The following is a 23,865-nucleotide window of genomic DNA, read 5'->3' as shown; positions in this document are numbered from 1 at the left end:
CCGAGCCCTCCGGCCCCCGGCCTGACGCCGGCGGGCGTCGGCTCGGCGAGGGCAGTTCAGGTTCAGGTTCAGAGGAAGCCGGCGATGCGCCGAAGGTCGGCGATCTGGTCGTCGAGCCAGCGGTGCACGTCGTGGGTACGAACCTGGTCGGCGGCGGCGGCCAGGCGGCTGTGGCGCTCGGCCATCGGCATGGTCAGGGCGGTGTAGAGGGCGTCGGCCATCTGCTGCACGTCGAAGGGCTGCAGGGTGACGGCGAATTCCCCGAGCTCCTCGTGCGCGCCGGCCATCTCGGACAGGGCGAGGACCCCGCCGCGGCGGTTGACGACGGCGACCTCCTTGGCGACGAGGTTCATGCCGTCGGCGATCGCGTTGACGATCAGGACGTCGCAGATGGAGTAGGCGGCGACGGCGAGCGGGAAGTCCTCGACCATGCGCAGGTCGATGGGCTGGCGGCCCTCCTTGGTGTGCCGGGCGTTGATCTCGGCGACGACACCGCCGATGAGGGCGATGTAGTCGGCGTACTCGGGGACGTCGGTGCGGCTGGGCTGGAGCAGGGCGAGGAAGCTGACCCGTCCGACCAGTTCGGGGTGCTGGTCGAGCAGGGTGCCGAAGGCGAGAAAGCCGCGCACGACGTTCTTGCTCGGATCGGTCCGGTCGACGCGCAGCAGCAGCTGGCGGTCGTCGTCGAGGAAGAGATAGCGCAGCATGGCGACGTGCGCGGCGACCTCCTCGGAGGCCTGGGTGGCGTCGAGGGCGGCCGGGTCCACCGAGATCGGGTAGTAGCGAGCGCGGATCACCCGGTCGCCGACGGTGACGGTGAGCTGGTCGAGATCGGCGGGCAGTCCGAGCAGCTCCGCGGCGCACAGCACGAAGTTGCGGGCGTAGCGGCGGGTGTGGAAGCCGACGACGTCGCTGCCGAGCAGGCCACGCAGCAGCCGTTCGCGGATTTCGGCGGGCAGGATGCGCCATTCGTCCGGGCCGGGCCAGGGAATGTGGACGAAGTGGGTGAGCACGACATCGGGGCACTGCTCCCGGACCCAGTCGGCCACCAGGTAGAAGTGGTAGTCCTGCAGCAGGACCAGAGCCTTGCCGCCGCGGGCGCGGACCTCGTCGACGACCGCGTCGGCGTAGGCCCGGTTGACCGCCGCATAGCCGTTTTCGAACGCGTCGTGCTCGGCGCGGGTGAGCACCGGCGACAGCGAGCGGCCGTACAGGCCGTGCTGGATGAACCACAGGATCGGGTTGGACCAGACGCTGTAGAAATCCGCATAGGCCGCCGGGTCGGTGACGACGAGCCGCACCCGGATCGCGGGGCCGTCGGGTTCACCGTCCACCAGATGGGGTTGGGGATGGGTCTGGACGAGGATGGAACTGCCGGGGTTCTCCCCGGCGACGGCGGTGTCCTCCTCGCTGGCCGCGCCGCACACCCACACGGCGTCATCGAGGTGTTCGGCGAGCCCGGACAGGGCGGAGACGAGACCGCCGGCGCCCCGGCCGACGGTGCGACCGGAGGCATCCCGGTCGAAGCTGACAGGGCCGCGATTGGACAGGAGTACAAGTGGCAGGTCGAGGGGGTTGAAGTCCGACACGACGGATGTGGCCTCCTGGTCACGGGCAGTACTTGGACGTCCCGGAGCCCCGGCCGGCGCCAGCGCAGGGGCGCACGGGGACAATCCGGACTGTAGTGAGCCCCGGACCCGGATGCACCGCGTTGCGGGGCGCCCAGATGGTTGTTACCCAGACCTTCACCGGATTACTGACGACCGGCCAGCATCCATCTCAGCGCGACGACCGCCGCCCCGCCGGGCCGGCAGGTCCACCCGACGCCTCCCGTACCTGCACCGATGGTGACCAGACGATGGCCTACAGCCCGTCGCGGTAGTCCCGAACCTCCTGGACGGCGGAGCCCAGGGACGCCAGCGACATCTGGAGTGTGTCACGCGTCTCCACCAGCGCACTGGTCAGTTGTTCGACCGCTCGGTGATCACTGCCGTCGGTCGCCGCGATCACCATCGCCTGCGCCTCCTCGAGCATGCCGAGGGCACCCTCGAGCTGACCGGCGACCTCCTCGGTCCGCCGAAACGCCTCGTCGAGCTGTGCCTTGACGTCGGCGATCGTGCCTGACACCCGTTTTCATCCCTTCCTGGAAGCACCGCTGCGCGAACCGGCCTGCGCCGGTGGCTCCGCCGGCGCGCCGACGCCCAGACCGAACCGGGCCGCGGCGGCGAGCGCGACGAGTGAGCCGGCGACGGCCACCGCGTCGGTGGGCGCCAGTCGGAACGTCGCGAGCACGGCCACCGCCGCGCAGCCCGCACCCAGCATGCCGGCCCGGGCGATCGGCTTCACCCCGACCTCCAGCCCGGCGGCCGCAGCCACCAGACCCGCGGCAACCAGTGCGGCACCGACGATGCACGGCATCCCGGGGGCGTGGGCGAACACCCGCAACAGCCCGACGACGGCGAGGCTGAGCAGGCTCGCCAGCGCCGTCATCAGCCCCGCGGACGCCGACGCGGCGCCCCTGCTGACCGCCCGTAGCTCCGCGGCCTTGCTCATCGCGTCCAGGCACAGCTCGTAGGCCTGCCGCGGCGCCGTACGCGGGTCGACCAGCCCGCCACCCGAATGATCCGCGCCGGCCGTGCCGCCCGTACCGCCCACGCCGGCATGTCCCGAACGGGCCAGCGGCCGGGCGGCCCGCCGTCGACGCCGGCCGGCGCTGTCACCCGCGCCGTGGCCTCCCGCCGGGGCGCCGCCCTTGGTGAGTTTCACCGCCCCGGCCGTGCTGGCCGTGCTGGCCGGTTCGGTGGGACGTAGCTGGTCGAGGTCGGTCAGTCCGTACTGGACCAGGGGCTCGGCCACCTGGCCCCACACGCCCTCGACCCGCGAGCGGATCTCCGCGGCGGCCTCCCGGTGGCGCCGGGCCTGGGCCTGGCTGCCCTGCCGCCGGTGGTGCGCGTCGCGCCCCGCCCGGGCGCGCACCACATCGGAGGTGCCGAGCAGCTGCCGGTAACGCAGGGCGGCCCGCCACGGATCCTCCGACTCCGCCGGCTCCAACCCTGCCGGCTCCAACCCTGCCGGCTCCAACCCTGCCGGCTCCGACCCTGCCGGCTCCAACCCTGCCGGCTCCGATCCCGCCCCGACCCCAGGCACCTGCACCGCCAGCGATGCCGATGCCGACACGGCCGCTCCTCCGGCCGGATACCCGGCTGGAACGGGGGGTGGGGTGGGGTCGGGCGGCAGGTCGAACGTGGGGCCGGCATGCGGCCAGGAGCCTGCGATCGACCACAGCTGCGCCGGATCGCGCGCTTCGGTTCCCGCCATGACCCCGACCACCTCCTCCCCTGCTCCCACAGCCGTACGAGCCGTACCAGGTGTACCAAATGTTCCAGAGTTACCCGAGGTTCCCGCTACACCCGATGTTCCCGGTACACCTGAGGTGTCAGACGGCTTCGGCTTCCCCGCCGCCTCGGGGCCAGCGTCCCGGGTCGGCCGCACGCCGACCTCCGGACGCCAGCCACCGACCTGCGCGGGACGCACGGACCGTTCGGCCCATGCGGCGTTCGGTGCGGCGGGGTCGTCGGCGTCCGCGGAACCGCGGTACGGATCATCCTGACCGATCATCTTGGTCTGCCTACCCTCGGACCAGCGGGGCGAACGGGACCACCGTGCGCGGTTCGGACTGGGAATGCCGGTCGAACAGAACGGCCCGGTTGGGCATCGTCCCGCCGGCGACCGGGCGGTGCCCGGCCAGGGCGAACAGCTCGCTGCCCGGTACGCCCACCGCCGCCCAGGCCGCGATGTCATCCCGGTTCACCGGACCGAGGTCCTCCGACATCCGCGACACCCCCCGCCACCAGCCGATCAGATGGACATGCTGGGCGGGTCCGCGACGGGTCAGGGTACGGAGATCCTCCAGGCCGGTGCGGCGGGTCTGCTCGTCGCGGGCCTCCAGGGCCGCCCGCCCGGCATCCAGCGCGAAGACCACCACGAGCCGCAGCGGCAGGCCCGCGCCGGCGGTGCCGGCCAGAGCCGACTCCTCCCTCGCCCGGGTTTCGCCGGCGGCCGCGGCGAGCACGGCCCGCAGCCCGGTGACGTCGGTGACCCGGGCCGGATGGTCGGCACGCCGGATCCGCTCGGCGAGCACCTCCGCGGCGCCCCGCGCGGTCGGTTCGGCGGCCACGATCTCGACGATCAGCCCGCCGGGCCCGGCCTGGGCGGCGACACTGGCCGCGGCCGCCTGCAGGATGCCCATCGCCTCGCGGCGCAGCGGCCCGAGCACCGCGAGATGCCGGCCGGGCGAGGCCGCCAGCCGCACCCCGACCGCCGCCGGCGCAAGATCCACCGGAACCCCGACAAGGGCCAGCGGATCCTCCCCCGGTGCCAGCCACCCGCCGGAACCGGTGCTGCCGACGGCAGCACCCATGGGATCGACACTGGTGGGTGCGTCCGCAGTGGTGGCGACGTCGAGGCCGGTGGCGACGTCGAGGCTCGCGGCGGCGGCACTGTCCAGACCGGTGCCGATGCCGATGCGTTCGACAGCCAGCGGTGCGGGGCGGCCGTCGAGCGCCCGGTAGACGGCGTTGTCGTCGAGCAGCGCGGGAGCGTGCCCGACGAACACCCGCGGAGGACGGGCACCCGGCAGGCTGCGGGCGGTGGCGCTGGCGAGCCGGTCACGCAGGCCCGCGATCGTGGCGGCGTCGGGATAGGCGACACGGACCAGTTCGTTGCCCGCCGGATGCCCGTTACGCCGGTTGACGATGGCCTCGCCGACACCGCCGAGGGCGCCCGCGGCCTCGTTCGCCGTCGACAGCAGGACCCGCGACTCCGAGATCGACGTGCGCAGCGCCACCCGCAACGCGAACTGCCCGAAGATCGAGCCCCGCTTGCCCGCGGTGGAGTCGAGCGCGTCGATGCCGGACAGGGTCTGGCTGGCGAGCAGCAGATGCACTCCGTACGCCCGGCCCTGGCGGGCGAGGACTTCCAGGTGCGCGACAGCCTCCCGGGCGATCTCGTCCAACGGGGTGAGCATCACCTGGAACTCGTCGACGACGACGATGATCCGCGGCCAGGCCGAGGAACGGTCGGTGGCGCGCAGGCCGCGCAGGTCACGGGCGCCGACGGCGCGCATCGCCACCGCGCGCCGACGCATCTGCTCCCGCACCGCGCGCAGCACCGCGACGCCGAACTCCCGGTCGCTCTCGATGCCGACGGTGTCGGCGTGCGGGAGGAAGAACGGATCGGCGGGGCCGCCGGCGAACTGGGCGAACTCGAGCCCTTCCTTGAAGTCCAGCAGGTGGAAGCGGACCTGTTCGGGTGAGTACCGGGCGGCGATGCCGTAGACGACGTCGAGCAGCAGGGTCGACTTGCCCGCGCCGGCCTGCCCGCCGACGAGCGCGTGCACGGTGTCGTCGTCGAAGGTCAGCGCGACCGGCCCGTCGACGCCCCGGGCCACCGAGACGGTGACCCCCGAGGAGCTGTCGGATTCCCACAGGACGTTCGGCAACAGCTCGGTGATGCCGGGCGGGCGGGCCGCGTGCTGACGCGCCGCGTCGGCGATCTGGTTGCTCACCAGGGTGACGATCGGAGTGGGCGGTGGCCCGTCCAGTTCGACGGGGAGCTGGCCGGTCAGCGAGGTACGCCACAGCCCGGGCGGAGTCTCCCGCCAGATGGCCCGGTGGGCGAGCAGGTCCACCGAGGTGAACACGACCGCGTTCGGCAGCGCCTGGGTCACTGGATCGGTCTCGTCGTCGAAGCCGAGGTCGGCGTCAGGGTCGGGCGGCAACGCGTCGTCGTCGGCCGCGAAACCGAGCTCGCCCGGCTGGCGTGGCGACGCCAGGACGACGGAGATCACGCTGACCCCGCAGGCCGGGCCCTGCGCGGCGATCGCGGCCAGGGACCGGCCGCCCTCCTCGTAGAGCTGCGGTTCACCCAGCAGAACGAGCACCTGCCACGGCTCCGGACGGCCGTGGCCGGCGTCCTCGCGGTCGCGCAGGGAGTCGAACTGCCCGCCGAGCCGCTCGACGGTGATCCGGCCCACCTCGTCGGACAACCGGGCCAGCCGCTCCTCGAGCCGGACCCGGGTGGTGATGGTCGCCTCGACCACGCCGGCGGCACGCAGCGGCGCGAGACCGGCCAGCCCCGCGCCGAGCTCGTGCGGGTCGTAGACGATGACCCGCACCCGGCCGGCCGGCACCGCGGCCAGGATCCGGGTGAGCAGGCCACGGACCAGGTCCACCGCCGCGCCGCGGTTCGCCCGCGACGTCTCGATCCGCAGGTTGCGGGCATCCAGCAGCGGCACGGCCAACGGCACTCGGGCCGCCGTCACCCCGGTGCCGACGATGACCTGCCCGGCCCGCCACAGACCCGGCCGGTATCGGGCCGGACGAGCCGTCCCGGCGCCGCCCCCCGCGGCTCCGAGATAGCCCGCGCGTGCGGTTTCGGTGCCGAGGCCGAGCAGGCCACGCTGCCAGTCGGAGGCGGACCAGGCGAGCCCGGCGAACCCGCGGGACTGGGCGCGGGCGATCGCGCGGGCCTCGGTGAGTTCCGCGTCGATGGCGAGCGGGTCGACCGGATCACCCGTCGTTCCCCGCGCGCCGGGGCCGCCGCCCTGCTCGAGCTCGTCGGCCTGCGCATCCAGCCGATAGGCCAGCGCCAGCGCCGCGCCCAGCGAGGACTGGATCCCGGCCACGAGCGTGCGTGCCCGCCGGGTACCCGACATCGACCCAACCTCCCCTCGCCCCGCCACGACGCGCGCCGCAGCCCACGATCATGATGCTGACGGCAGCTCTGACGACCATGACACGTCCAGGAGTGCAAACATCCCAGAACGCGCCGGACCGGCCGAACCACCATGCCCGATCGTGGCCTCGATCGACTGATCACGGTCACACCGACCGGACGGCCATGCCCCGTCCGGGCCAGCGCCCGTCCGCACCGGTCGACCGACTCCGCCCGCCCGCGCTGCCCGCTGATCCCGCTCACCGACGCTGCCCGCCGACCCCGGACACGCTAGCCACTGATCGGCCTCGCGGTGCCACCTCCGACCCGGATCACAGCGGCAGGACCATCCATGGACGACGGATGGACCACGCGGAAGCCCGTCGTCGTGGGCCTGCGGGAGCGCCCGGGCCGGCCAGGACCGCCCGGTGCACGACCCATGTGGGCGAGCTGACACCCGAGGCGGGCATCACCGACCGGCCACGGCGCAGGACGATGCCATGGTCTGGACCATCAGCCACCCGCCATCTGGCCCCCGCTGGCGCAACGACGCAACGTCACACCGTGGAGCGGGTGTCCCGTCCCGCGTGGAAAGGTGCGATGGTCAGGACGACACGAGGGAGGGGAGCCTGGTGACGGACGCGGCGCACAGCGCGGACAGCCTCGACGGGGTGGGCGAGGCGGTACCCGCACAGCAGCGGCCGCTCGCGGTTGTCGACGTGGACGGGGTGGTGGCCGACGTGCGGCACCGCCTGCGGTTCCTGCGGGCAAGCCCCGGCGACTGGGACTCGTTCTTCGCCGCGGCCCCGGCGGACCCGCCGCTGGCCGAGGGCGTCGAGCTGGTCGGCAGGCTCGCCCGCGACCATGAGGTCGTGTGGCTGACCGGCCGCCCGGAACGGTCCCGCGACGACACCGCGCGCTGGCTGCGGGAGCAGGGTCTGCCGCTGGGCGAGCTACGGATGCGCCCGGACGACGACCGGCGCCCGGCCCGGGTGTTCAAGCGCGCCGAGCTGCGCAGCCTCGGTGCACGGCGCCGGGTTGCCGTGGTGGTGGACGACGACCCCGCCGTCGTGGATCTGCTGCGCGCCGACGGCTGGCCGGTGCTGCGCGCCGAGTGGCTGGCCTACGAGGCCACTCTCGGCAACGCCCAGGAGGCCGAAGGCCGGACCTGAGCGGGCACCGAACCGGTCAGGCCGAGCTGCGGCGGGTGCGGCGGCTGGCCAGCTCGTCTCCGGGATGGGCCGCCGGGGGTGAACCGGGCCGCTCGCAGGGCAGTTCGGCGAGCTGGCCGCGCATGTCGCGCAGAGCCCGGCCGACGGCGATCGCGAACACGCCCTGCCCGCCGCGAACGAGATCGATCACCTGGTCGTCCGAGGTGCACTCGTAGACGGTCGACCCGTCGCTGATCAGCGTCAGGTGGGCCAGGTCGTCCACGCCGCGGGTGCGCAGATGCTCGACGGCGACCCGGATGTTCTGCAGCGACACCCCCGCCTCGAGCAGTTTGCGCACCACCCGCAGAACGAGGACGTCCCGAAACGAGTAGAGCCGCTGGCTGCCCGACCCCGACGCGTCACGCACGCTGGGCACGACCAGCCCGGTCCGGGCCCAGTAGTCGAGCTGGCGGTAGGTGATCCCCGCCGCCGCGCAGGCCGTCGGCCCGCGGTACCCGACGTCGTCCCCGGGTGGTTCGGGTATCTCACCCGGGAACAGCTGGCCCTGTTCGATCATCGCTGTACGCACTTCGCCGCCATAGCCAGCCTCATCCTCCGGATCGATCCGCGCCCATCCTCGGCAGCCGGCATCCAGGGGCCGCCGTCCCGGACATCCGGTCCGGTCGAGTCACCTTTCGCAGCGCACCAGAACGCCAGGCCACGCGGGCACCAGGACGGCCATGATGCCGAGGCGCCACATCATCCGCGACCTCGCGGTGCCCAGGGCCAGGCGTCGGCACACCCGGTGGAGCCGGCCAACGCTGACTGCGGGGTAGGGCTGTCCTGACCGTAGGAGCGGCGCGCGATTCCTTCAATGATCTAAGACGCCGTGTCCCTAGTCCAGCGGACACGGCGGTGCAGAATCGACAAAAAGGAATTGCTACTTCCGCTCCGCACCAGACCTGCGCTCCACTGACGGACATCGACGCACACAGTGTTGAAGCGAGCACCGACGTGACCCCGGCCGGCGACCCGGGCCCGGCCCGGCGACGCGGACCCGAGCGAGCTGGGCGTCGAAGCGCCGTCAGGAGCCAGGGGTGTTGAAGTCCTCGGGAGAGATCGTGTCGAGGAACTCGCGGAACTTCTCCAGCTCGCTCTCCTGCTCCTGTTCCTGCTCCTCGGGGACGGTGATCCCGGCTTCGGCCAGAACGGCCTCGACGCCGTAGACCGGCGCCCCCATCCGCATCGCGAGCGCGATCGCGTCCGACGGCCGGGCGGAGACCTCCACGCCGTTGCCGAACACGAGCGTGGCAAAGAAGACCCCGTCCTGCAGGTCGGTGATGGTCACCCGGGTCAGGTCCGTCTGCAGGGCGCGCAGCACGTCCCGCATCAGGTCATGCGTCATCGGACGCGCCGTGGTGATGCCTTCCTGGGCGAACGCGATCGCGGTCGCCTCGACAGCGCCGATCCAGATGGGCAGGTACCGCTCACCGCCCACCTCCTTGAGCAGGACGATCGGCTGCTTCGACGGAAGCTCGACTCGCACGCCGACGATGTCCAGCCGATGCACCGATCTACCTCCTCGCGCAGGTGGGGCAGGGCGGGATGTTGGGACCGGAGCCAGAAAACCCCACAGGGGAGACAGTATCCCCGCTTGGGTCCCGCGTCAGCGCGCCGAGGGGTTCCGCTGCCCACCACGACGGTTCCGGCCACCCACCCGAAGCCGGCCCGTCCCGGCCGAACTGGCCGTTCAGCCGGGGCGACCGGCGCTGAGCCGGGAACGCAGCAGGGCCGCATGCAGCCGCACCAGCAAGGCAGCGAGCTCGTCCGCGGTCTGCGCATGCCGGCCGGCGCCGTCCTCACCGCGCGGCCCGCGCAGGGGGGCGGCGGCGGCCTCGATGAGACCAGCCTCACGATCGGCCACCGTCCGGGCGGCCCGCAGATGCCGGGGCTGCACGCCGTGCCCGGCGAGCAGCGCCACGGTGCGGGCCACAAGCACCGCATCGGAGTCGTAGTAGCTGCCTCCGCCGATCGGGGCGACCAGACCGTGACGTTCCAGGTCTGTCAGGGTCTCCTCGTCGAGCCCCACGGTTGCCAGGAGCTCACGACGCGACATCCGCACCCGCTCGGCACCGAGAATCGCGTCCAGGCCGGTAGGGGCCGGATGCGGGGGCAGCGCGCGGGGGCCGGGACGGTGCACCGGAGCCTCGTCCCGATCGAGCGAGGCCAGCTCTTCCTTGATCACCCGCAACGGGAGAAAGCGCTCACGTTGCGCATGCAGCACATAACGCAGACGCGCAACGTCGTCGGCAGAGTACTTTCGGTAATTGGCGGAGGTGCGGGCCGGCTCGACCAGCCCCTCCGCCTCCAGGTAACGGATCTTCGACAGCGTGATGTCGGCGAAGTCCGCCCGCAGCTGCTCGAGGACCTGGCCGATGGTGAGCACCTTCGCGGCCGGGCCTTTCGCGTTGCCACGGCCCCGACCCGGCAGCTCCTGGTGCGACGCGGACGCCGCCGCGGTCGCGGCGAACCCACTCACCGTTGGACCTTCCCGATCACCGCGCCGCCGACCCCCCGTAGCTCGTGCCGGTGAGGAACACCAGCCGGAACTTGCCGATCTGCACCTCGTCGCCGCTGGTGAGCTCGGCGGAGTCGATGCGCTCGCGGTTGAGGTAGGTGCCGTTGAGGCTGCCGACGTCCCGCACGGAGAAGCCCTTCGTGTACGGCGAACGATGGAACTCCGCATGCCGTCGCGAGACCGTCACGTCGTCGAGAAAGATGTCGCTCTCCGGATGCCGCCCGACGCTGGTCATGTCCGCGTCGAGCAGGAACCGGCTGCCCGCGTTCGGGCCCCGTTTGACCACCAGCAGCGCCGAGCCCGGCGGCAACGCGTCGACCGCGGCGACCGCGTCGCGCTCGGTCGACTCGTCGACATGGTCTCCCTCGATACCCGACAGCGCGGCGGCCAGGTTAAGGGTCGACGTCTGTTCGGCGGGCCGCTCCGGCGCCACGGGCTCCCCCGGGCGCACCAGAGGGGACCCGCACCGCGCGCAGTACAGCGCGTCGGACGGGTTCTGCTGTCCGCACCTCGTGCAGAACACAGTCGCGTCCGCTTCCTGCCGTCGATCCCCGCGTGAGCGGGCTCGCCAGCCGCCTCGGCCGCCACCGAGGCGGCGGCGGGAATGTCTTTACCAGCATTGCGATGGTGAAAGCCTGACACACCCAGCCCACCGCCACCACCGGGATGATCACATGCCGACGGCCGGACCGTTCATGACCGTACCCCCGGCGCACTCCGAGGCTAGTGCATCGGGGGCACGGTCGCGAAAAGGGTGCGACCCGTGTTGTTCGGCGTGGCGTGACCCAGCCCCCACCACCCGACCACACCAGCTACTATGAGTGCTCCTTGACGTACTCCTCGTACTCTGCGGCAGTCAGCAGCTCCCCGAGGCCGGCGTCCGCGAGGGTGAGCTCGACCAGCCATCCGTCACCGAAAGGATCAGAGTTGATCAGCTCGGGCGAGGTGGCCAGCACCTCGTTACTGGCGATCACCCGCCCCGCGGCGGGAGCGTAGATCTCCGAGACGCTCTTGGTCGACTCGACCTCGCCGAAGGACTCGCCGGCGGCGATCTCGGCCCCCACCTCGGGTAGGGACACGAACACGATGTCGCCCAGCGCCTCCTGCGCGAACGACGTGATACCGATCACGGCCGTGCTCCCGGAAAGCCGAACCCACTCGTGCTCACGGGTGTACTTCAGGTCGTCCGGATACACCGGAAGATCGCCTCCCCTTGATCGACGTGCTCCCGCGGCCACGGCACAGCCACGGAACCAGCCGCAAGGCCATGTGGCCCTGCGGCTGCGCGGTCAGCCTGCCGGGCGAGCGTAGCGGGGACTGGGCGTCGGCCGCAGGCTCCGGATCTCCATCCGTCCGAAGGTCCGCACACCGGCCTGCGCACCGTCCCGCGCCGCTACCGTATCGAGCACCCCACCGGGGATCCGCAGCGCCCGGTCCAGGGTGTGCGCATCACCGATCGCCCGCAGCACATAGGGCGCCGTGATCGGCCGTCCGTCCACGACGAGTCCGTGCCCCGGATGGTCGGCGACATACGTCGACACCCCTGCCCGCACCCCGGCGATCTCGATGGCCTCCGCCCCGGCATCCCGCAGTTCCTGCAGCGCGTCCAGCAGTACCGAGGCATCCACCGACCGGTTCGGGTCCCGCACGGTCAGCTCCAGCCCTGGTCCCGTCACCGGCACGGTTCCCGCCAGCACCGCCAGCTCGTCCGCCGCGTCACCCGGCCCGGTCCCGCCGGCCACGGCCAGGTCGCCGGTGCCGGCCGGATCGCCGTCAGCTGTGCCGGTCGCCGGCGACCGGGTGGACGTTCCGGACGGCCTGCCCACCCCGGGCACCGATGCGGCGGGCGAGGCGGAGGTAACACCGGCCGTCTGGCGCAGTCGTCCCTCCTGCGCCGCGAGAGACCGGTCCGCGGCACCGATCGCACGCAGGGTCGCGGCAAGCCGGTCCGGACCCGCCCGCGCCACCGAGAAGGACGGGCTGGCCGACCGGACGGCGACCACACCCCCGAAGCCGAGCGCCGCCAACAGCACCAACGTCGCGATCCGCAGCACCCGCCCCGCATGGCCGGCCGCACCACCGTCGGCCGCACCGCCGTCGGCCGGCCCGACCGGGTTCCCGGTGCCGGCCCGCTCCTCGACCTCCGCCCGCTCCTCGACCTCCGCCCGCTCCTCAGCCTCTGTCCGGTCCGGAGCCTCCGCCCGGTCCGCAGCCTCCGCCCGGTCCGCAGCCTCCGCCCGGGGCGCAGCCTTGGTTTTCGGCGCCGACGACTGCCGCTGTGGGGCGGCGACCGAGGTGGGATCCGCCTCCTGTGCGGACTCTGCCGGCTCGTTCATGGGCACCCCGCGACCTTCCAGCCACCAGATTCACAAGCTGCAACGGGCACACGGGCGGCCAGGGGGGCGGCAGATCCAAAGGGGTCGCCGTGGGGGCATGTGTGTCCGATTTGTCCCCCACGACAACCCGTGTAGCGCCATCTTGTTGGATGGCCCGTCACGGGACGTGGCGAGCACGGGATTCGGGTGCCCAAGGGCACGCTCGGTGTACTTTTTAGTTGCAGTGCGTACCCATTCTGGTGGGGGACGGGCATGTCAGCGGCCGACCAGGGCACGGCGCAGGGCCGTCGCGGTGGTGAAGATGCGGATGCCGAGAACGACGACGACCGCGGTCGACAGGGCGTCGGCGAAGCCGACGAGCTCGCCCACCAGGACCAACAGCACGGCGACGGCGACATCACCGAGGAAGGACACGACGAACACCCGGTCGTCGAAGGTCCGCTCGACGAAGGCCCGCGCAGCCCCGAGGACGGCGTCGAGGGCCGCGACCACCGCCACCGCCAGGTAGGGGACGAGCCAGCCGGGTGCGGCGGGCCCCAGCAGCAGGCCGGCCACGACACCGACGACAAGGGCGAGCAGGGCGGTCGTCATCCGGTTCGCCACCATCCTGGTGATCATCCGTGCCATGGGGTCAGCCGCTCCGGCGGGCGTCGCGCAGCACCGGCAGCTGCGCGGCGGGCAGGATGACGGTCCCCGCCGGGGACACCGTCAGCGTGGTCGCCGGAGAGTCCGGGCGATGCCGCAGCCGATCGATGACGGCGGAGTGTCCCAGACGGGTGGTGAGCTCGTCCGCGTCGCCGACAGCCTCGATCACGTATGGCGCGGTGACCGGGACGAGGCCGACGAGGATGACGTCCGCAGCCGCCCGGATGGCGCTCAGGGTCGTGAGCCGCACCTGGTTCACGCTGATCGCCTCCGCACCCGCGATCCACAGCACGTTGACCAGGTCGGCGACGTCATGGTCGGTGATGCGACCGCGATCATCCCCCGCTCCGGAGCCCGCCCCGGAGTCGGAGTCCGCCCCGGAACCGGTGGCGCCCACGCCGGCCGGGAGGCGACCGGACACGGTGATCCGAACTCCTGGGCCGCGCACCGCCACCCAGCCGCCGGGCGGGCCGAGTGCGGCGACCTCGGCGGCGGAGCGGGCCTGCCGTTCCGCGGCCCGGCGCTGCTGCGCGCGTCCGGCCGCCACCTGCCGGCCCAGCTCACCGACCCGGTCCCGGGTGAGCGCGAGCTCGGCAGACCGGACCCGCACCTGGACGCGCAGCGCCTGCTCGAGGCGATCTCGGGCCGGCGCATCGGCGGCACCCCGGCACACCCCGAGCGTGACCACACCAGCGAGCAGGATCAGCGTCCCGGCCAGCGCCACCAGCCGACCGCCCACCAGCCGCTCCGGCCGCCCATCGATCGGTGGACTCCCGCCGAGCGCACCGTCCGTCTCGGGCCGGCCCGAGACTGGGCCGTCCGAGACAGGGCCGTCCGAGACAGGGCCGTCCGGAGCGGTGTCGCTCTCGGGGCGCCTGCGCAGCCGTCCGGCCAGATCCCGCACAAGGGGCATTTTGACGGACGGCGGCCGGGTTTCCGCCGAGCGTCGCCCCGCGCGCCACGTCGGATGTCCAACCACGCACGCCAGGTGGGGTATCCGGCCGGCGTCCCACGTCGGATGTCCGGCCGCGCGGTGTCCGGCCGCGCGATGTCCGGCCGCGCGATGTCCGGCCGCGCGATGTCCGGCCGCGCGATGTCCGGCCCGCGGGTGCAGGCCGCGGACCGCGGGCGGCGGCGTTCAGCGGGACTCGACGACGTCGGCCCAGTGGCGCAGCAGGGTATGCGCCTCGGTCAGGTCGGCACCCTCGGCCCACAGATGGGTGACCGCTTCGCTGGGGTCGGGCAGGACGAGGATCCAGGAGCCGTCGGCGCCCACGACGCGCACGCCGTCGGTGGTGTCCAGGACGTAGCCGGCGTCGACGTCGACGGACTCGACGATGCGGCGCATCACGGTGCCCTTGACGGCCCACGGGGTGGGCACGGAACGGCGCAGGATCGCGATCGCGGGAATCCGGGCGTCGATCACGGACAGGGTGAGGCGGGTGCGGGAGACCAGGGCGAGCAGCTTGACGAAGGCGGCGAGGCCGTCAATGGCGGGGCCGAACTCGGGGACGACGAAGCCGCCGCGCCCGTCGGCGGCGAAGACCACGCCGTCCTCACGGGCGACCTGGGACAGCGCCGGCGCGGACATGGCGGTGCGCCGCACGCTCAGGCCATGGAACTGGGTGACCTGATCGGCGACCCGGGTGGTCGTGACGGGCAGGGCGACGGCGGCGCCGCGGCTCTCGGCGGCGACCAGGTCGAGGAAGACCAGCAGGGCGCGGTCGTCGTCGATGAGGTCGCCACGCTCGTCGACGATCGCCAACCGCTCACCGGTGTGGTCGAAGCGCACGCCGAAGGCCGCGCCGGAGCTGGCGACGAGCGCGCCGAGGCGGTCGGTGGCCCGCAGGTCCTCGGCGACGTCGTGGGCGGGAACGGTCTCGTCGACCCGTCCGTTCACGGTCAGCACGTCGACGCCGAGCCGGCCGAGCAGGGTCGGCAGCACCAGGGAGGCCGCGCCCCCCGAGGGATCGACCACGATCTTGAGCGCGGCGTCGGCGACGCCGGTCGTGTCCACCCGGTCGAGCAGGTCCTGGATGTAGAGGTCCACGGTGCGCGCGGGGAAGCGCAGGTCGCCGATCTCGCCGGGGAAGGCCCGGCGGAACTCCTGGCGGGAGAAGACCCGGTCGAGCTTGCGCTGGGCGGCCGGGGAGAGATCGTCCCCGTCCGCGTCGAGGAACAGGATGTCGATGCGTTCCGGGTCGCCGGGGGTGGTACGCACCATGATGCCGCCGGCCGCGTTGGACGAGCGGACGTCGAAACGGGTCACCGGCATCGGCGCGACCTCGAGGTCGCGAATGTTGATCGCCCCGGTGGTCAGGGCGCTGATCACGGCGCGTTTGAGGGCGCGGGCGGCCCGGGAGCCGTCCCGGGCGGTGGTGACCGTGGCGCCCTTCTTCAGGGTGGTGGCATAGGCGGCGGCGAGGCGAACCACCAGCTCCGGGGTGATCTCGGCGTTGATCAGGCCGGAGACGCCGCGCGGACCGAACAGGGTGCGCTGCCCACGGGACTCCCAGATCACCGAGGTGTTGACGACCGCGCCCGCCTCGATCGTCTTGAACGGGTAGACCTTCACGTCGTGGGAGACGAAGGCCTCCTCCCGCACGACGCACTCGTCGCCGATGACCGCGCCCTCTTCGATCCTTGCCGCGCGCAGCACGTCGGTGCTGCGGCCGATGACACAGCCGCGCAGGTTGGTCTGCGGGCCGATGAGCGCGTTGTCCTGCACGATCGCCCGGTGCAGGAACGCCCCGGACTTGACCAGCACGTTGCTGCCGAGCACGGAGTACTCACGCAGTTCCGCGCCGGCCTCGACCTTGCTGTAGTCGCCGACGACGAGCGGGCCCTTGAGGACGGCGTCCGGGTGCACCTCGGCGTCCTCACCGATCCACACCCCGGGTGACACCTCGAACCCGCCGATCTCGACATCGACCCGGCGACCCAGCACGTCGGCATGGGCGCGCTGGAAACTGGCGATGGTGCCGACGTCCTCCCAGTAGCCGGCGGCCACATAGCCGAACACCGGGGCGCCGGCCTCGACCAGGCGGGGGAACACGTCCCCGGACCAGTCCACCGCCTCGCCGGGCGGCACGTACGCGAGGACCTCGGGTTCCATCACGTAGATGCCGGTGTTGACGGTGTCGGAGAACACCTGGCCCCACGTCGGCTTCTCCAGGAAGCGCTGGATGCGGCCGTCCTCACCGGTGATGACGATGCCGAACTCCAGCGGGTCGGGCACCGACTTGAGCGCCACGGTGACCAGGGCGCCGACCCGGCGATGGTAGGCGACCAGATCCGACAGGTCGATGTCGGTCAGCGCATCCCCGCTGATCACCAGGAACGCCTCGTCGCGCAGCGCGTCCTCGGCGTTCTTCACGCTGCCGGCGGTACCCAGCGGCGTCGTCTCGGTCGCATAGGACAGATGCATGCCCAGCTCGTCGCCCGCGCCGAAGTAGGTGCGGATCATCGAGGCGAGGAACTGCACCGTCACGACCGTCTCGTCGAAGCCATGCCGCTTGAGCAGCCGCAGCACGTGCTCCATGATCGGCCGGTTGACCACGGGCAGCAGCGGCTTGGGCAGGTTGGCGGTCAGCGGACGCAGCCGGGTGCCCTCCCCGCCCGCCATGACGACCGCTCTCACCGCTGACCTCCCGCCGCTGCCGCGCTGCCGGCTGACCCGGCGCTCCCGGCCGGTCGCCCTGGCCCGACTGGACCGCCAGGGCGACCGCGATGTGCCCGGATCAGCTGCGCCGCCTGGACGAAATAGAGCACACCGGACCACCAGTACAGGGCGATACCCCAGATCGCGAACGCCCATCCGACCGGACGGGCCGCAGTTGCCAGCCACGAGTCACCGGCGGACAGCAGCAGCAGCGGGAAGGCGTAGAGCAGGTTGAACGTCGCCGCCTTGCCCAGGTAGTGCACCGGCAGCGCGACCCCGACCCCGATCCGGCGCAGCAGCGGCGGCAGGGCGAGCAGCGCCACGTCCCGGGCGAGCAGCGCGACGGCGAACCAGACCGGAACGATGCCGCGCACGGTCAGCGCGATGATCGTGGAAAGGATGTAGAGCCGGTCGGCGAGCGGGTCGAGCAGCACCCCGAGCCGGCTGGTCTGGTTGAGCATGCGGGCGAGCTTGCCGTCGAGGTAGTCGCTGATCCCGGCGAAGGCGAGGACGCCGAGAGCGGCACCGTCCGCCTCGGGCCCCAGCACCAGCCACAGAAACAGCGGCACGCCGAGCAGGCGCAGGGCCGACAGCGCGTTGGGGATCGTCCAGATCCGGTCCGGCGGCGCCTCGGCTGGCGCGGCGTCTGACATGCGACGTCCTCCTCCACCGGGCGCCCCATCGACCACACGGTCGGACGGCGCTGTCGCTCGACCCGGCGGGCCGGACAGTGCTGACGCTAGCGGATGCCCCGCTCAGAGGATGCGGCCGACCTTGTAGGTGGAGCTGTAGATCGGACGCAGCGACACCACACCACCGGTCTGCGGAGCGGCCCACATATACCCGTTGCCGGCGTAGATGCCCACATGGTAGATGTTGCCCGGCGTCCCGTAGAAGATGAGGTCACCGGGCTGCTTGCCGGACTGCGGGACCTTGGTGGAGACGTCGTACTGCCCCTGCGCCGTGCGCGGCAGGGAGCGGCCGAGCTGCTTGAACACGTACTGGACGAGCCCGGAGCAGTCGAACGAGTACGGGCCCTCCGCGCCCCACACGTACGGCTTGCCCTTGTTCAACGAGGCCAGGTAGACGGCCTTCTCCCCGATGGAGCTACCCGGAATCACCTTCGGGATGGCCTGGCCGATGACCGAGCCGTCGATCCCACCGACCCCACCGATACCCGAGCCGGCCCGGGTGGGGCTGGAGATCGTCACGGTGGCGGCGCCGGCCAGGGAGGGCCGCAGCGCGCTCGAACCGTCGAAGACGGCGGTGATCGTCGTGGTGGACAGCAGCCGCGCGGTGATCTGGGCGTTGCCGCCGGCGTCGGTGTGCAGCCGGGTGGACGTCTGCCACTGCGGCCCGTTGACCACGACGATGCGGATGTCCTGGCCGGCCAGCGGCGCACCGGTGTCGGCCTCGGTGGCGCGCACGCTCAGCACCACCGGGGTGTTCGGGGCGACGTCGGTCTTGTCCGCGGTGATGGAGACGTTGGTGAAGACCGGGTCGTGGTCGGCGATCGCGGTGGCCAGGGGCGCGAGGGTGCGGGCCGCCGTCTGCGCGGCGGAGGCGCCCTGGGTGGAGACCATGGACGCCTCACGCGGCAGCGAGTTCGCCTCCAGCGAGGCGGCTCCGTCCGCACCACCGGGGACGGTGGCGGCAAAGGCCGCGGTCGAGGCGGCGATCGTGCCGGTGGTGAAGGCCGCGATGGTCACGGCCCGGCGAGGCGGGGCGGCGTTACGGCGGCGGGCCACGCCGGAACCGGTACCGGAGGCGCTGCGGGGCACCGGCGGGCGCTGGCGACCACGGACGAGCTGTTCCCAGTCGTCCGGCAACCAGGCCATACCACGACGTGGCAAAACGCGTCCTTCCCGTGCGCTGGCGAGGTGAGACGCCGGAGGCGGGCCGGGGTGCCCGATTGCCGGCGGACCCAGGCGACACGAGGGCACACCACCCCGCGACGAACGACGGTGGTGCTCCCCCGGGACCATGAGTCCCCACGCCTGCCCCGGCATACTCGGAGGGGCCGCCGAACCGGGGGCAGGACTAGGCGCATCGGTTCGGCGGGTATCGCTGTTGGCTTGCAGGTACGCGGCGCTTCGCAGCCCGTGCATCACCACTGAAGGCCTCGGCCGGAAGTGCTGTGGATGACGATAGTGGACATACCGCTATTGCCGGCAACCACCCCGAACCCAACGCTTGAACACCCCCCGCCGACACCCTCGCCCGCCAGCGCGTTACGCCCAACCCATCACTTTGGGTAGGCGCCGGCGGGTACCCGGGCCAAGGTCGGGAACCGGCTGCGCCGGTAAGCACCTGACCCCTGACGTGACGTGGCAGGTACCCGCATAATTACGACCATCTGCGTGCATACCGGTATGCCATCCAGGGGCCGACCACATCCGGCACCCCCACCCGAACTCGCTCCGCGCGGTCTCGCCTTCTTTCGGGACTCCGCAGGCCAATGCGGTGGCGACAGAGGCGTCCTGATTCCGGCGCCGCGGGCCCGCTCACCAGCCTGGTCACTATCCGTAGAAAAAAGCCATCCCATTCGCACGGAAAGTAACTCCGCTCCCACCACCATCACGCCCCGCAACGAACCCCGAAGCAAGATCCACCCACGGGGGTCGCCGTAGTCCGCACGGACACGAACCCGACCATGACCACCCCTGTGCACCCGGCACGACGCGGCCTCCCGAAACAGCGTCTCCGAAGGTGGCCATGGTCGAGGGGTGGCGCCGCATCGCATGAACACGCCGGCAGGATCCCTCGGCCCTCGGCTGGTCGAGCGCCACGATGGTGGTGGTGGCCGGGGTCGGATGTCGGGGCCCACAGGTGCGCCGACAACGGTGTCGACCGAGGTCGCAGGTGTGTCAGGACGCCGCGGGCGGCCGGGGTGGGCCGGCGCCGGGCCGGGGCGGGTCGGCGGCGCGTCGAGGCGGGCCCGGTGTCACGCAGGATGGACGGATGACGTCCGATCCCCTGATGACCGTGACCGAGGTGGCCAACCACCTGCGTCTGACCGCGTCGTCATGGCGCGAGCAGGTCGCGGAGGGCACCGCCCCTCCCCCTGACGAACCGGACGCCGACAACGACAAGCCCGACTACCGGCGCCGCCCCCGCTGGCACCGCTCCACGGTGGACGCCTGGAGCGAACAACGCCGCGCCGAACGGCGCGCCCGCGCCGCCGGCGGCGGCTGAGCCCGTCCCCCCGGCTTCCCACCCACAAAAAGCCCGCTGACCAGGTACCACCTGTTCAGCGGGCGAGAAAATCACTCTGTCGATCAGAAGTGCATTCTGTCGGGACGACAGGATTTGAACCTGCGACCCCCAGACCCCCAGTCTGGTGCGCTACCAAGCTGCGCCACGTCCCGTACGGGAGCAACACTACCGTATCCGCGGGCGAAGCTGTGACCGGGGGTCGCGTCGGCGCTCGACGCGACCCCCGACCCTCGGGCGCGGCCCCGCGTGGGACCAGGCCGAGGCCGTCACCCACGAGGGAGTCCGTGCGTGTCTCCAGCCGTCAGGCAACCGCGGCACGGGGCCGCTCGGGAGGTGCGGCTGACGACCGCGGGGATTCTGACTACCGCAGGGAGAGCGAGCCTCAGCTGGCACCCTGGGTGCGACGGCGGGCAACCCCGGCACCGATCAGCAGGGCACCCATGGTCGCCCCGGCGACCGGAAGGAGGGGCGAGGACGCGCCACGCTCGGCCATGCCGCCACCACCGGCGGGCACGCCCCCGGCGACCCCGCCGACACCGACGCCGACACCGACACCGGCGACAACGCCGGTACCGACCGGGCAGTCATCCTTCTTGTCCTTGTCATCCCAGTTGAACCAGTCGCCGTCCTTGTCCTTGTCACCGTCCTTCCCGTCGTCCTTGGCCTTGTCGGCGCCGAGACCGTTGCCCCCGTCACCCTTGTTGAGCTCGTCAGCCTCGGCCTTCTTCTCCGGGTTGTCCTTGCCCCCGTCCTTGTTCTTGTCGTCGAAGATGCCCCAGTCGTCCTTGTCCTTGTCCTTGTCCTGATTCCCACAGTTGGTCTTCTTGTCGTCGAACGCGTGGGCCGCGGAGGTACCAACTCCCGCGGTGAAGGCGACGGTCGCGATGCCAGAGATCGCAAGCGCGGCGGCGCGACGACCCATACCCTTCGTCATCTGGTCCCCTCTCTCACTGACGGTGATCTATGCATCACTGCGAGTGACACCATAGCGACCGGCTGTGAGCATCCGCGCCAGGCTGGGCGGGCGTGGTGCGCCCCGCCTCGGCGTCCGACCCGGGGTTGATCGCGCAATCGCGTAGGCGGATGTCGGATAAGGATTGATCTGCACCCCGGCAGGACGGCCCACCACACACATCCCCGCCATGGTCACCCATTGTTTTCGCCCCGATCGCTAGAGTGACGCTCTGTCAGGGGCGATGCGGGCGCGATTCCTGCCGTCCCGGCGAGGACAGGGGGTGCGAGATGGGCGAGCAGACGCGGTGGCAGCGGTTGTCGGCGTGGCACGGTCTGCTGCTGATCGGCGTCATGCTCGTGCTGGTCAGCGGATTCCGACTGGCGGAACCGGCATTCGACGCCGTCCGCGGCGGTTCCGGGACGGACGCGGCGAACGAGCTGCCGCCGATCCCGGCACCGCCCCCGTCACCGCCACCGCCACCGAGCCCGACCGGGACGGCCACGGCGGGGATCCCCACCCGGCCCGCGGTGGTGATCAGCGATCCGACCCGGCTGCAGATCCCGCGGCTGAGCGTCGACGCACCGGTCGTCCATCTCGGCCTCGCCGCGGATGGCACGATCGCGGTGCCCACCGCGTGGGGGGACGTGGGCTGGTACGACCGGGGGCCCGCGCCGGGCGGTGTCGGGCCGTCGGTGCTCGTCGGGCACTACGACTCGACCTCGGGGCCGGCGGTGTTCTACCGGCTCAACCGGCTCGTTGTCGGGGACCGGGTGGTGGTGGTCGGGGCGTCCGGAACCAGTCAGGCATTCATCGTCGACCGTTCCGAGCAGGCCACCAAGACGACGTTCCCAACCGAACGGGTCTACGGGCCGGTGGCCCGCCCCGAGCTACGACTGATCACCTGCGGGGGGGCGTTCGACTTCACCACCCACCACTACCTGAGCAATCTGATCGTGTATGCCCATGCCGACACCACCGCGCTCCCGGCCGCCCCGGCAGCCGTACCAGCCTCGGCTTCGGTTCTGGGCGCCGCGGCGGCGGTGCCACCGCCGGCCGCAACACCGACACCAACCGCAACACCGGCACCGGCACCGGCACCGGCACCGGCGGGACGCTGACCGCCCGTCAGCTGGGACGGCGGCGGTCGCCGCGCTCGCGGACGCGCACGGAGATGGAGATCGGGGACCCGGCGAAGCCGAAGTCCTCACGCAGGCGACGCTCGAGGAAACGGCGGTAGGTGGGCTCGAGGAATCCGGTGGTGAACACGACGAAGCGAGGTGGGCGCACCCCGGCCTGGGTGGCAAAAAGGATCTTCGGCACCCGGCCGCCGCGCGGGGGCGGCGGGGTGGCCGCGACGACCTCGCCGAGCCAGGTGTTGAGCCGGCCGGTGGGCACGCGGGTGCCCCACGAGTCCAGGGCCGTGTGCAGCGCGGGGGCGAGTCGGTCGGTGGCCCGGCCGGTGCGGGCGGAGACGTTCACCCGCGGGGCCCAGGCGACCCGGCCGAGGTCGTGCACGATCTCACGTTCGAGGGTGAGGCGGCGGTCCTCGTCGACGAGGTCCCACTTGTTGAACGCGAGCACCAGCGCACGGCCGGCGTCGACGACCATCGAGATGACCCGCTGGTCCTGTTCGGTGAGCGGCTCCCCGGCGTCCAGCAGGACGATCGCGACCTCGGCGGCCTCCAGCGCGGAGGCGGTGCGCAGCGAGGAGTAGTACTCGGCGCCGGAGGCCTCCCGCACCCGGCGGCGCAGGCCGGCGGTGTCGATGAACATCCACTGCTGCCCACCGACGGTGACGAGCTCGTCGACCGGGTCCCGGGTGGTGCCGGCGACCTCGTCCACCAGTGAGCGCCGACTACCGGCGATCTTGTTCAGCAGGCTGGACTTGCCGACGTTCGGCCGCCCGATCAGCGCGACCCGGCGCGGACCGGTGGTCTCGGCGAACACCTCGCGGGGTGCCTCCGGCAACGCGGCGAGGACGGCGTCGAGCAGGTCGCCGCTGCCCCGGCCGTGCAGGGCGGACACCGGGTGCGGCTCGCCGAGCCCGAGACTCCACAGCGCCGCCGCGTCCGCCTCGAACCGCAGGTCGTCGACCTTGTTCGCGACCAGGATGACCGGCAGACCGCTGCGGTGCAGAACCCGGGCGACGGCCTCGTCGGCGTCGGTCGCGCCGGTGACGACGTCAACGATGAACAGCACCGCGTCGGCGGTGTCCAGCGCGGCGCGCGCCTGCTCGGAGACCTGGGCGGCGAGCCCGGACGCGTCCGGCTCCCACCCGCCGGTGTCGACCAGGGTGAACCGCCGACCGTTCCACGTCGCGTCGTAGGCGATGCGGTCCCGGGTGACACCGGGGACGTCCTCGACGACGGCAGCGCGACGGCCGAGAACCCGGTTGACCAGCGTCGACTTGCCCACGTTCGGCCGGCCGACGACAGCCACGACCGGCTGGCCCAGCGCCGGGCCGCCGAACTCGCCGCCGTCGTCGGTCGGGTCGAACCCGGCGAGTTCCGCCGCCTCGGCCAGCCAGTCGGCCTGCTCGGCGCTGTGCCCTGCGGCGCTGCCGCGCTTGAGGCCGTCCAGTTCGTTCGTCACTGTCATCGTCTCGTCAC

At 72.2% G+C, this 23,865-nt stretch carries 20 protein-coding genes and 1 tRNA gene; 3 read left to right on the top strand and 18 right to left on the bottom strand.

All coding sequences use genetic code 11. The features are described 5' to 3' along the window. Positions 1–68: 68 nt before the first annotated feature. From ND747_RS20435 to ND747_RS20420, 4 genes are all read right to left on the bottom strand, one after another. A complete protein-coding gene (locus ND747_RS20435) occupies positions 69–1,589 on the bottom strand; it encodes a trehalose-6-phosphate synthase (RefSeq protein WP_251735471.1) in 1,521 nt (506 codons plus the stop codon). Positions 1,590–1,863: 274 nt separating this feature from the next. Further along, complete coding sequence (locus ND747_RS20430; RefSeq protein WP_251735470.1) at positions 1,864–2,127, bottom strand: hypothetical protein; 264 nt, start codon at positions 2,125–2,127, stop codon at positions 1,864–1,866. Between the two features lie 6 nt (positions 2,128–2,133). Next, positions 2,134–3,318 carry a hypothetical protein gene (locus ND747_RS20425; protein WP_251735469.1) on the bottom strand — a complete coding sequence of 395 codons (1,185 nt, stop codon included), beginning with the start codon at positions 3,316–3,318 and terminating at the stop codon, positions 2,134–2,136. A gap of 310 nt (positions 3,319–3,628) precedes the next feature. Then, a complete protein-coding gene (locus tag ND747_RS20420) occupies positions 3,629–6,715 on the bottom strand; it encodes an FtsK/SpoIIIE domain-containing protein (RefSeq protein ID WP_251735468.1) in 3,087 nt (1,028 codons plus the stop codon). 631 nt (positions 6,716–7,346) lie between these two features. On the opposite strand from ND747_RS20420, the gene ND747_RS20415 reads away from it, so the two are divergent. Beyond that, on the top strand, positions 7,347–7,886 hold the full coding sequence (locus tag ND747_RS20415; RefSeq protein WP_251735467.1) for a hypothetical protein: 540 nt from the start codon (positions 7,347–7,349) through the stop codon (positions 7,884–7,886). A 16-nt stretch (positions 7,887–7,902) separates the two neighbouring features. Here the strand turns inward: ND747_RS20415 and ND747_RS20410 are convergent, their stop codons facing one another. From ND747_RS20410 to ND747_RS20360, 11 genes are all read right to left on the bottom strand, one after another. After that, entirely contained in the window at positions 7,903–8,442 is a 540-nt protein-coding gene (locus ND747_RS20410) for a MerR family transcriptional regulator (protein ID WP_251735466.1), read from the bottom strand. 507 nt (positions 8,443–8,949) lie between these two features. Then, positions 8,950–9,435 (bottom strand): bifunctional nuclease family protein, encoded by a 486-nt coding sequence (locus ND747_RS20405; protein ID WP_009739504.1) that lies wholly within the window; start codon positions 9,433–9,435, stop codon positions 8,950–8,952. A 180-nt stretch (positions 9,436–9,615) separates the two neighbouring features. Next, positions 9,616–10,404, bottom strand: a complete 789-nt coding sequence (locus ND747_RS20400) for a MerR family transcriptional regulator (protein WP_374216280.1) — start codon at positions 10,402–10,404, stop codon at positions 9,616–9,618. Between the two features lie 16 nt (positions 10,405–10,420). Next, on the bottom strand, positions 10,421–10,966 hold the full coding sequence (locus tag ND747_RS20395) for an FHA domain-containing protein (protein ID WP_251735464.1): 546 nt from the start codon (positions 10,964–10,966) through the stop codon (positions 10,421–10,423). A 292-nt stretch (positions 10,967–11,258) separates the two neighbouring features. Continuing rightward, positions 11,259–11,639: a glycine cleavage system protein GcvH gene (gene gcvH / locus ND747_RS20390; RefSeq protein ID WP_251735462.1), complete on the bottom strand. Its 381-nt coding sequence runs from the start codon at positions 11,637–11,639 to the stop codon at positions 11,259–11,261. 93 nt (positions 11,640–11,732) lie between these two features. Further along, entirely contained in the window at positions 11,733–12,779 is a 1,047-nt protein-coding gene (locus ND747_RS20385) for a DUF881 domain-containing protein (protein ID WP_251735460.1), read from the bottom strand. A gap of 255 nt (positions 12,780–13,034) precedes the next feature. Then, positions 13,035–13,370: a DUF1290 domain-containing protein gene (locus ND747_RS20380; protein ID WP_251735458.1), complete on the bottom strand. Its 336-nt coding sequence runs from the start codon at positions 13,368–13,370 to the stop codon at positions 13,035–13,037. A 40-nt stretch (positions 13,371–13,410) separates the two neighbouring features. Beyond that, positions 13,411–14,163 carry a DUF881 domain-containing protein gene (locus ND747_RS20375; protein WP_251735457.1) on the bottom strand — a complete coding sequence of 251 codons (753 nt, stop codon included), beginning with the start codon at positions 14,161–14,163 and terminating at the stop codon, positions 13,411–13,413. Between the two features lie 399 nt (positions 14,164–14,562). Beyond that, positions 14,563–17,049 carry a mannose-1-phosphate guanyltransferase gene (locus ND747_RS20370; protein ID WP_251735486.1) on the bottom strand — a complete coding sequence of 829 codons (2,487 nt, stop codon included), beginning with the start codon at positions 17,047–17,049 and terminating at the stop codon, positions 14,563–14,565. An 11-nt stretch (positions 17,050–17,060) separates the two neighbouring features. Next, the gene (locus ND747_RS20365; RefSeq protein ID WP_251735456.1) at positions 17,061–17,738 is read right to left on the bottom strand and encodes a CDP-alcohol phosphatidyltransferase family protein; all 678 of its coding nucleotides are present in this window, start codon (positions 17,736–17,738) and stop codon (positions 17,061–17,063) included. A gap of 102 nt (positions 17,739–17,840) precedes the next feature. Beyond that, complete coding sequence (locus ND747_RS20360; protein ID WP_251735454.1) at positions 17,841–18,938, bottom strand: C40 family peptidase; 1,098 nt, start codon at positions 18,936–18,938, stop codon at positions 17,841–17,843. Between the two features lie 1,108 nt (positions 18,939–20,046). Here ND747_RS20360 and ND747_RS20355 point away from each other — a divergent pair. Further along, positions 20,047–20,280: an AlpA family transcriptional regulator gene (locus tag ND747_RS20355; RefSeq protein WP_251735453.1), complete on the top strand. Its 234-nt coding sequence runs from the start codon at positions 20,047–20,049 to the stop codon at positions 20,278–20,280. Positions 20,281–20,379: 99 nt separating this feature from the next. On the opposite strand, the gene ND747_RS20350 is transcribed toward ND747_RS20355, so the two are convergent. Both ND747_RS20350 and ND747_RS20345 read right to left on the bottom strand, forming a co-directional pair. Continuing rightward, positions 20,380–20,453: transfer RNA gene (locus tag ND747_RS20350), tRNA-Pro, on the bottom strand. A gap of 230 nt (positions 20,454–20,683) precedes the next feature. Further along, positions 20,684–21,235 (bottom strand): hypothetical protein, encoded by a 552-nt coding sequence (locus tag ND747_RS20345; protein WP_251735451.1) that lies wholly within the window; start codon positions 21,233–21,235, stop codon positions 20,684–20,686. A 308-nt stretch (positions 21,236–21,543) separates the two neighbouring features. Between ND747_RS20345 and ND747_RS20340 the strand changes: the two genes are divergently transcribed. After that, complete coding sequence (locus ND747_RS20340; RefSeq protein WP_251735449.1) at positions 21,544–22,374, top strand: class F sortase; 831 nt, start codon at positions 21,544–21,546, stop codon at positions 22,372–22,374. A gap of 7 nt (positions 22,375–22,381) precedes the next feature. Here the strand turns inward: ND747_RS20340 and der are convergent, their stop codons facing one another. After that, a complete protein-coding gene (gene der / locus ND747_RS20335; protein ID WP_251735447.1) occupies positions 22,382–23,854 on the bottom strand; it encodes a ribosome biogenesis GTPase Der in 1,473 nt (490 codons plus the stop codon). Positions 23,855–23,865: the final 11 nt, after the last annotated feature.

The organism is Frankia sp. R82 (genome assembly GCF_023716925.1).
GTDB lineage: Bacteria > Actinomycetota > Actinomycetes > Frankiales > Frankiaceae > Frankia.
The sequence above is the reverse complement of the archived record's forward strand: the minus strand, read 5'-3'. Positions and strand labels throughout refer to the sequence as shown.

What these genes read in the sequence shown, in the direction of transcription:
- ND747_RS20425 (WP_251735469.1), bottom strand. Translation starts at nt 3,318, where the DNA reads ATGGCGGGAACCGAAGCGCGCGATCCGGCGCAGCTGTGGTCGATCGCA.
- ND747_RS20420 (WP_251735468.1), bottom strand. Translation starts at nt 6,715, where the DNA reads ATGTCGGGTACCCGGCGGGCACGCACGCTCGTGGCCGGGATCCAGTCC.
- ND747_RS20410 (WP_251735466.1), bottom strand. Translation starts at nt 8,442, where the DNA reads ATGATCGAACAGGGCCAGCTGTTCCCGGGTGAGATACCCGAACCACCC.
- ND747_RS20385 (WP_251735460.1), bottom strand. Translation starts at nt 12,779, where the DNA reads ATGAACGAGCCGGCAGAGTCCGCACAGGAGGCGGATCCCACCTCGGTC.
- ND747_RS20380 (WP_251735458.1), bottom strand. Translation starts at nt 13,370, where the DNA reads ATGACGACCGCCCTGCTCGCCCTTGTCGTCGGTGTCGTGGCCGGCCTG.
- ND747_RS20370 (WP_251735486.1), bottom strand. Translation starts at nt 17,049, where the DNA reads ATGGCGGGCGGGGAGGGCACCCGGCTGCGTCCGCTGACCGCCAACCTG.
- ND747_RS20365 (WP_251735456.1), bottom strand. Translation starts at nt 17,738, where the DNA reads ATGTCAGACGCCGCGCCAGCCGAGGCGCCGCCGGACCGGATCTGGACG.
- ND747_RS20355 (WP_251735453.1), top strand. Translation starts at nt 20,047, where the DNA reads ATGACGTCCGATCCCCTGATGACCGTGACCGAGGTGGCCAACCACCTG.
- ND747_RS20345 (WP_251735451.1), bottom strand. Translation starts at nt 21,235, where the DNA reads ATGACGAAGGGTATGGGTCGTCGCGCCGCCGCGCTTGCGATCTCTGGC.
- ND747_RS20340 (WP_251735449.1), top strand. Translation starts at nt 21,544, where the DNA reads ATGGGCGAGCAGACGCGGTGGCAGCGGTTGTCGGCGTGGCACGGTCTG.
- der (WP_251735447.1), bottom strand. Translation starts at nt 23,854, where the DNA reads ATGACAGTGACGAACGAACTGGACGGCCTCAAGCGCGGCAGCGCCGCA.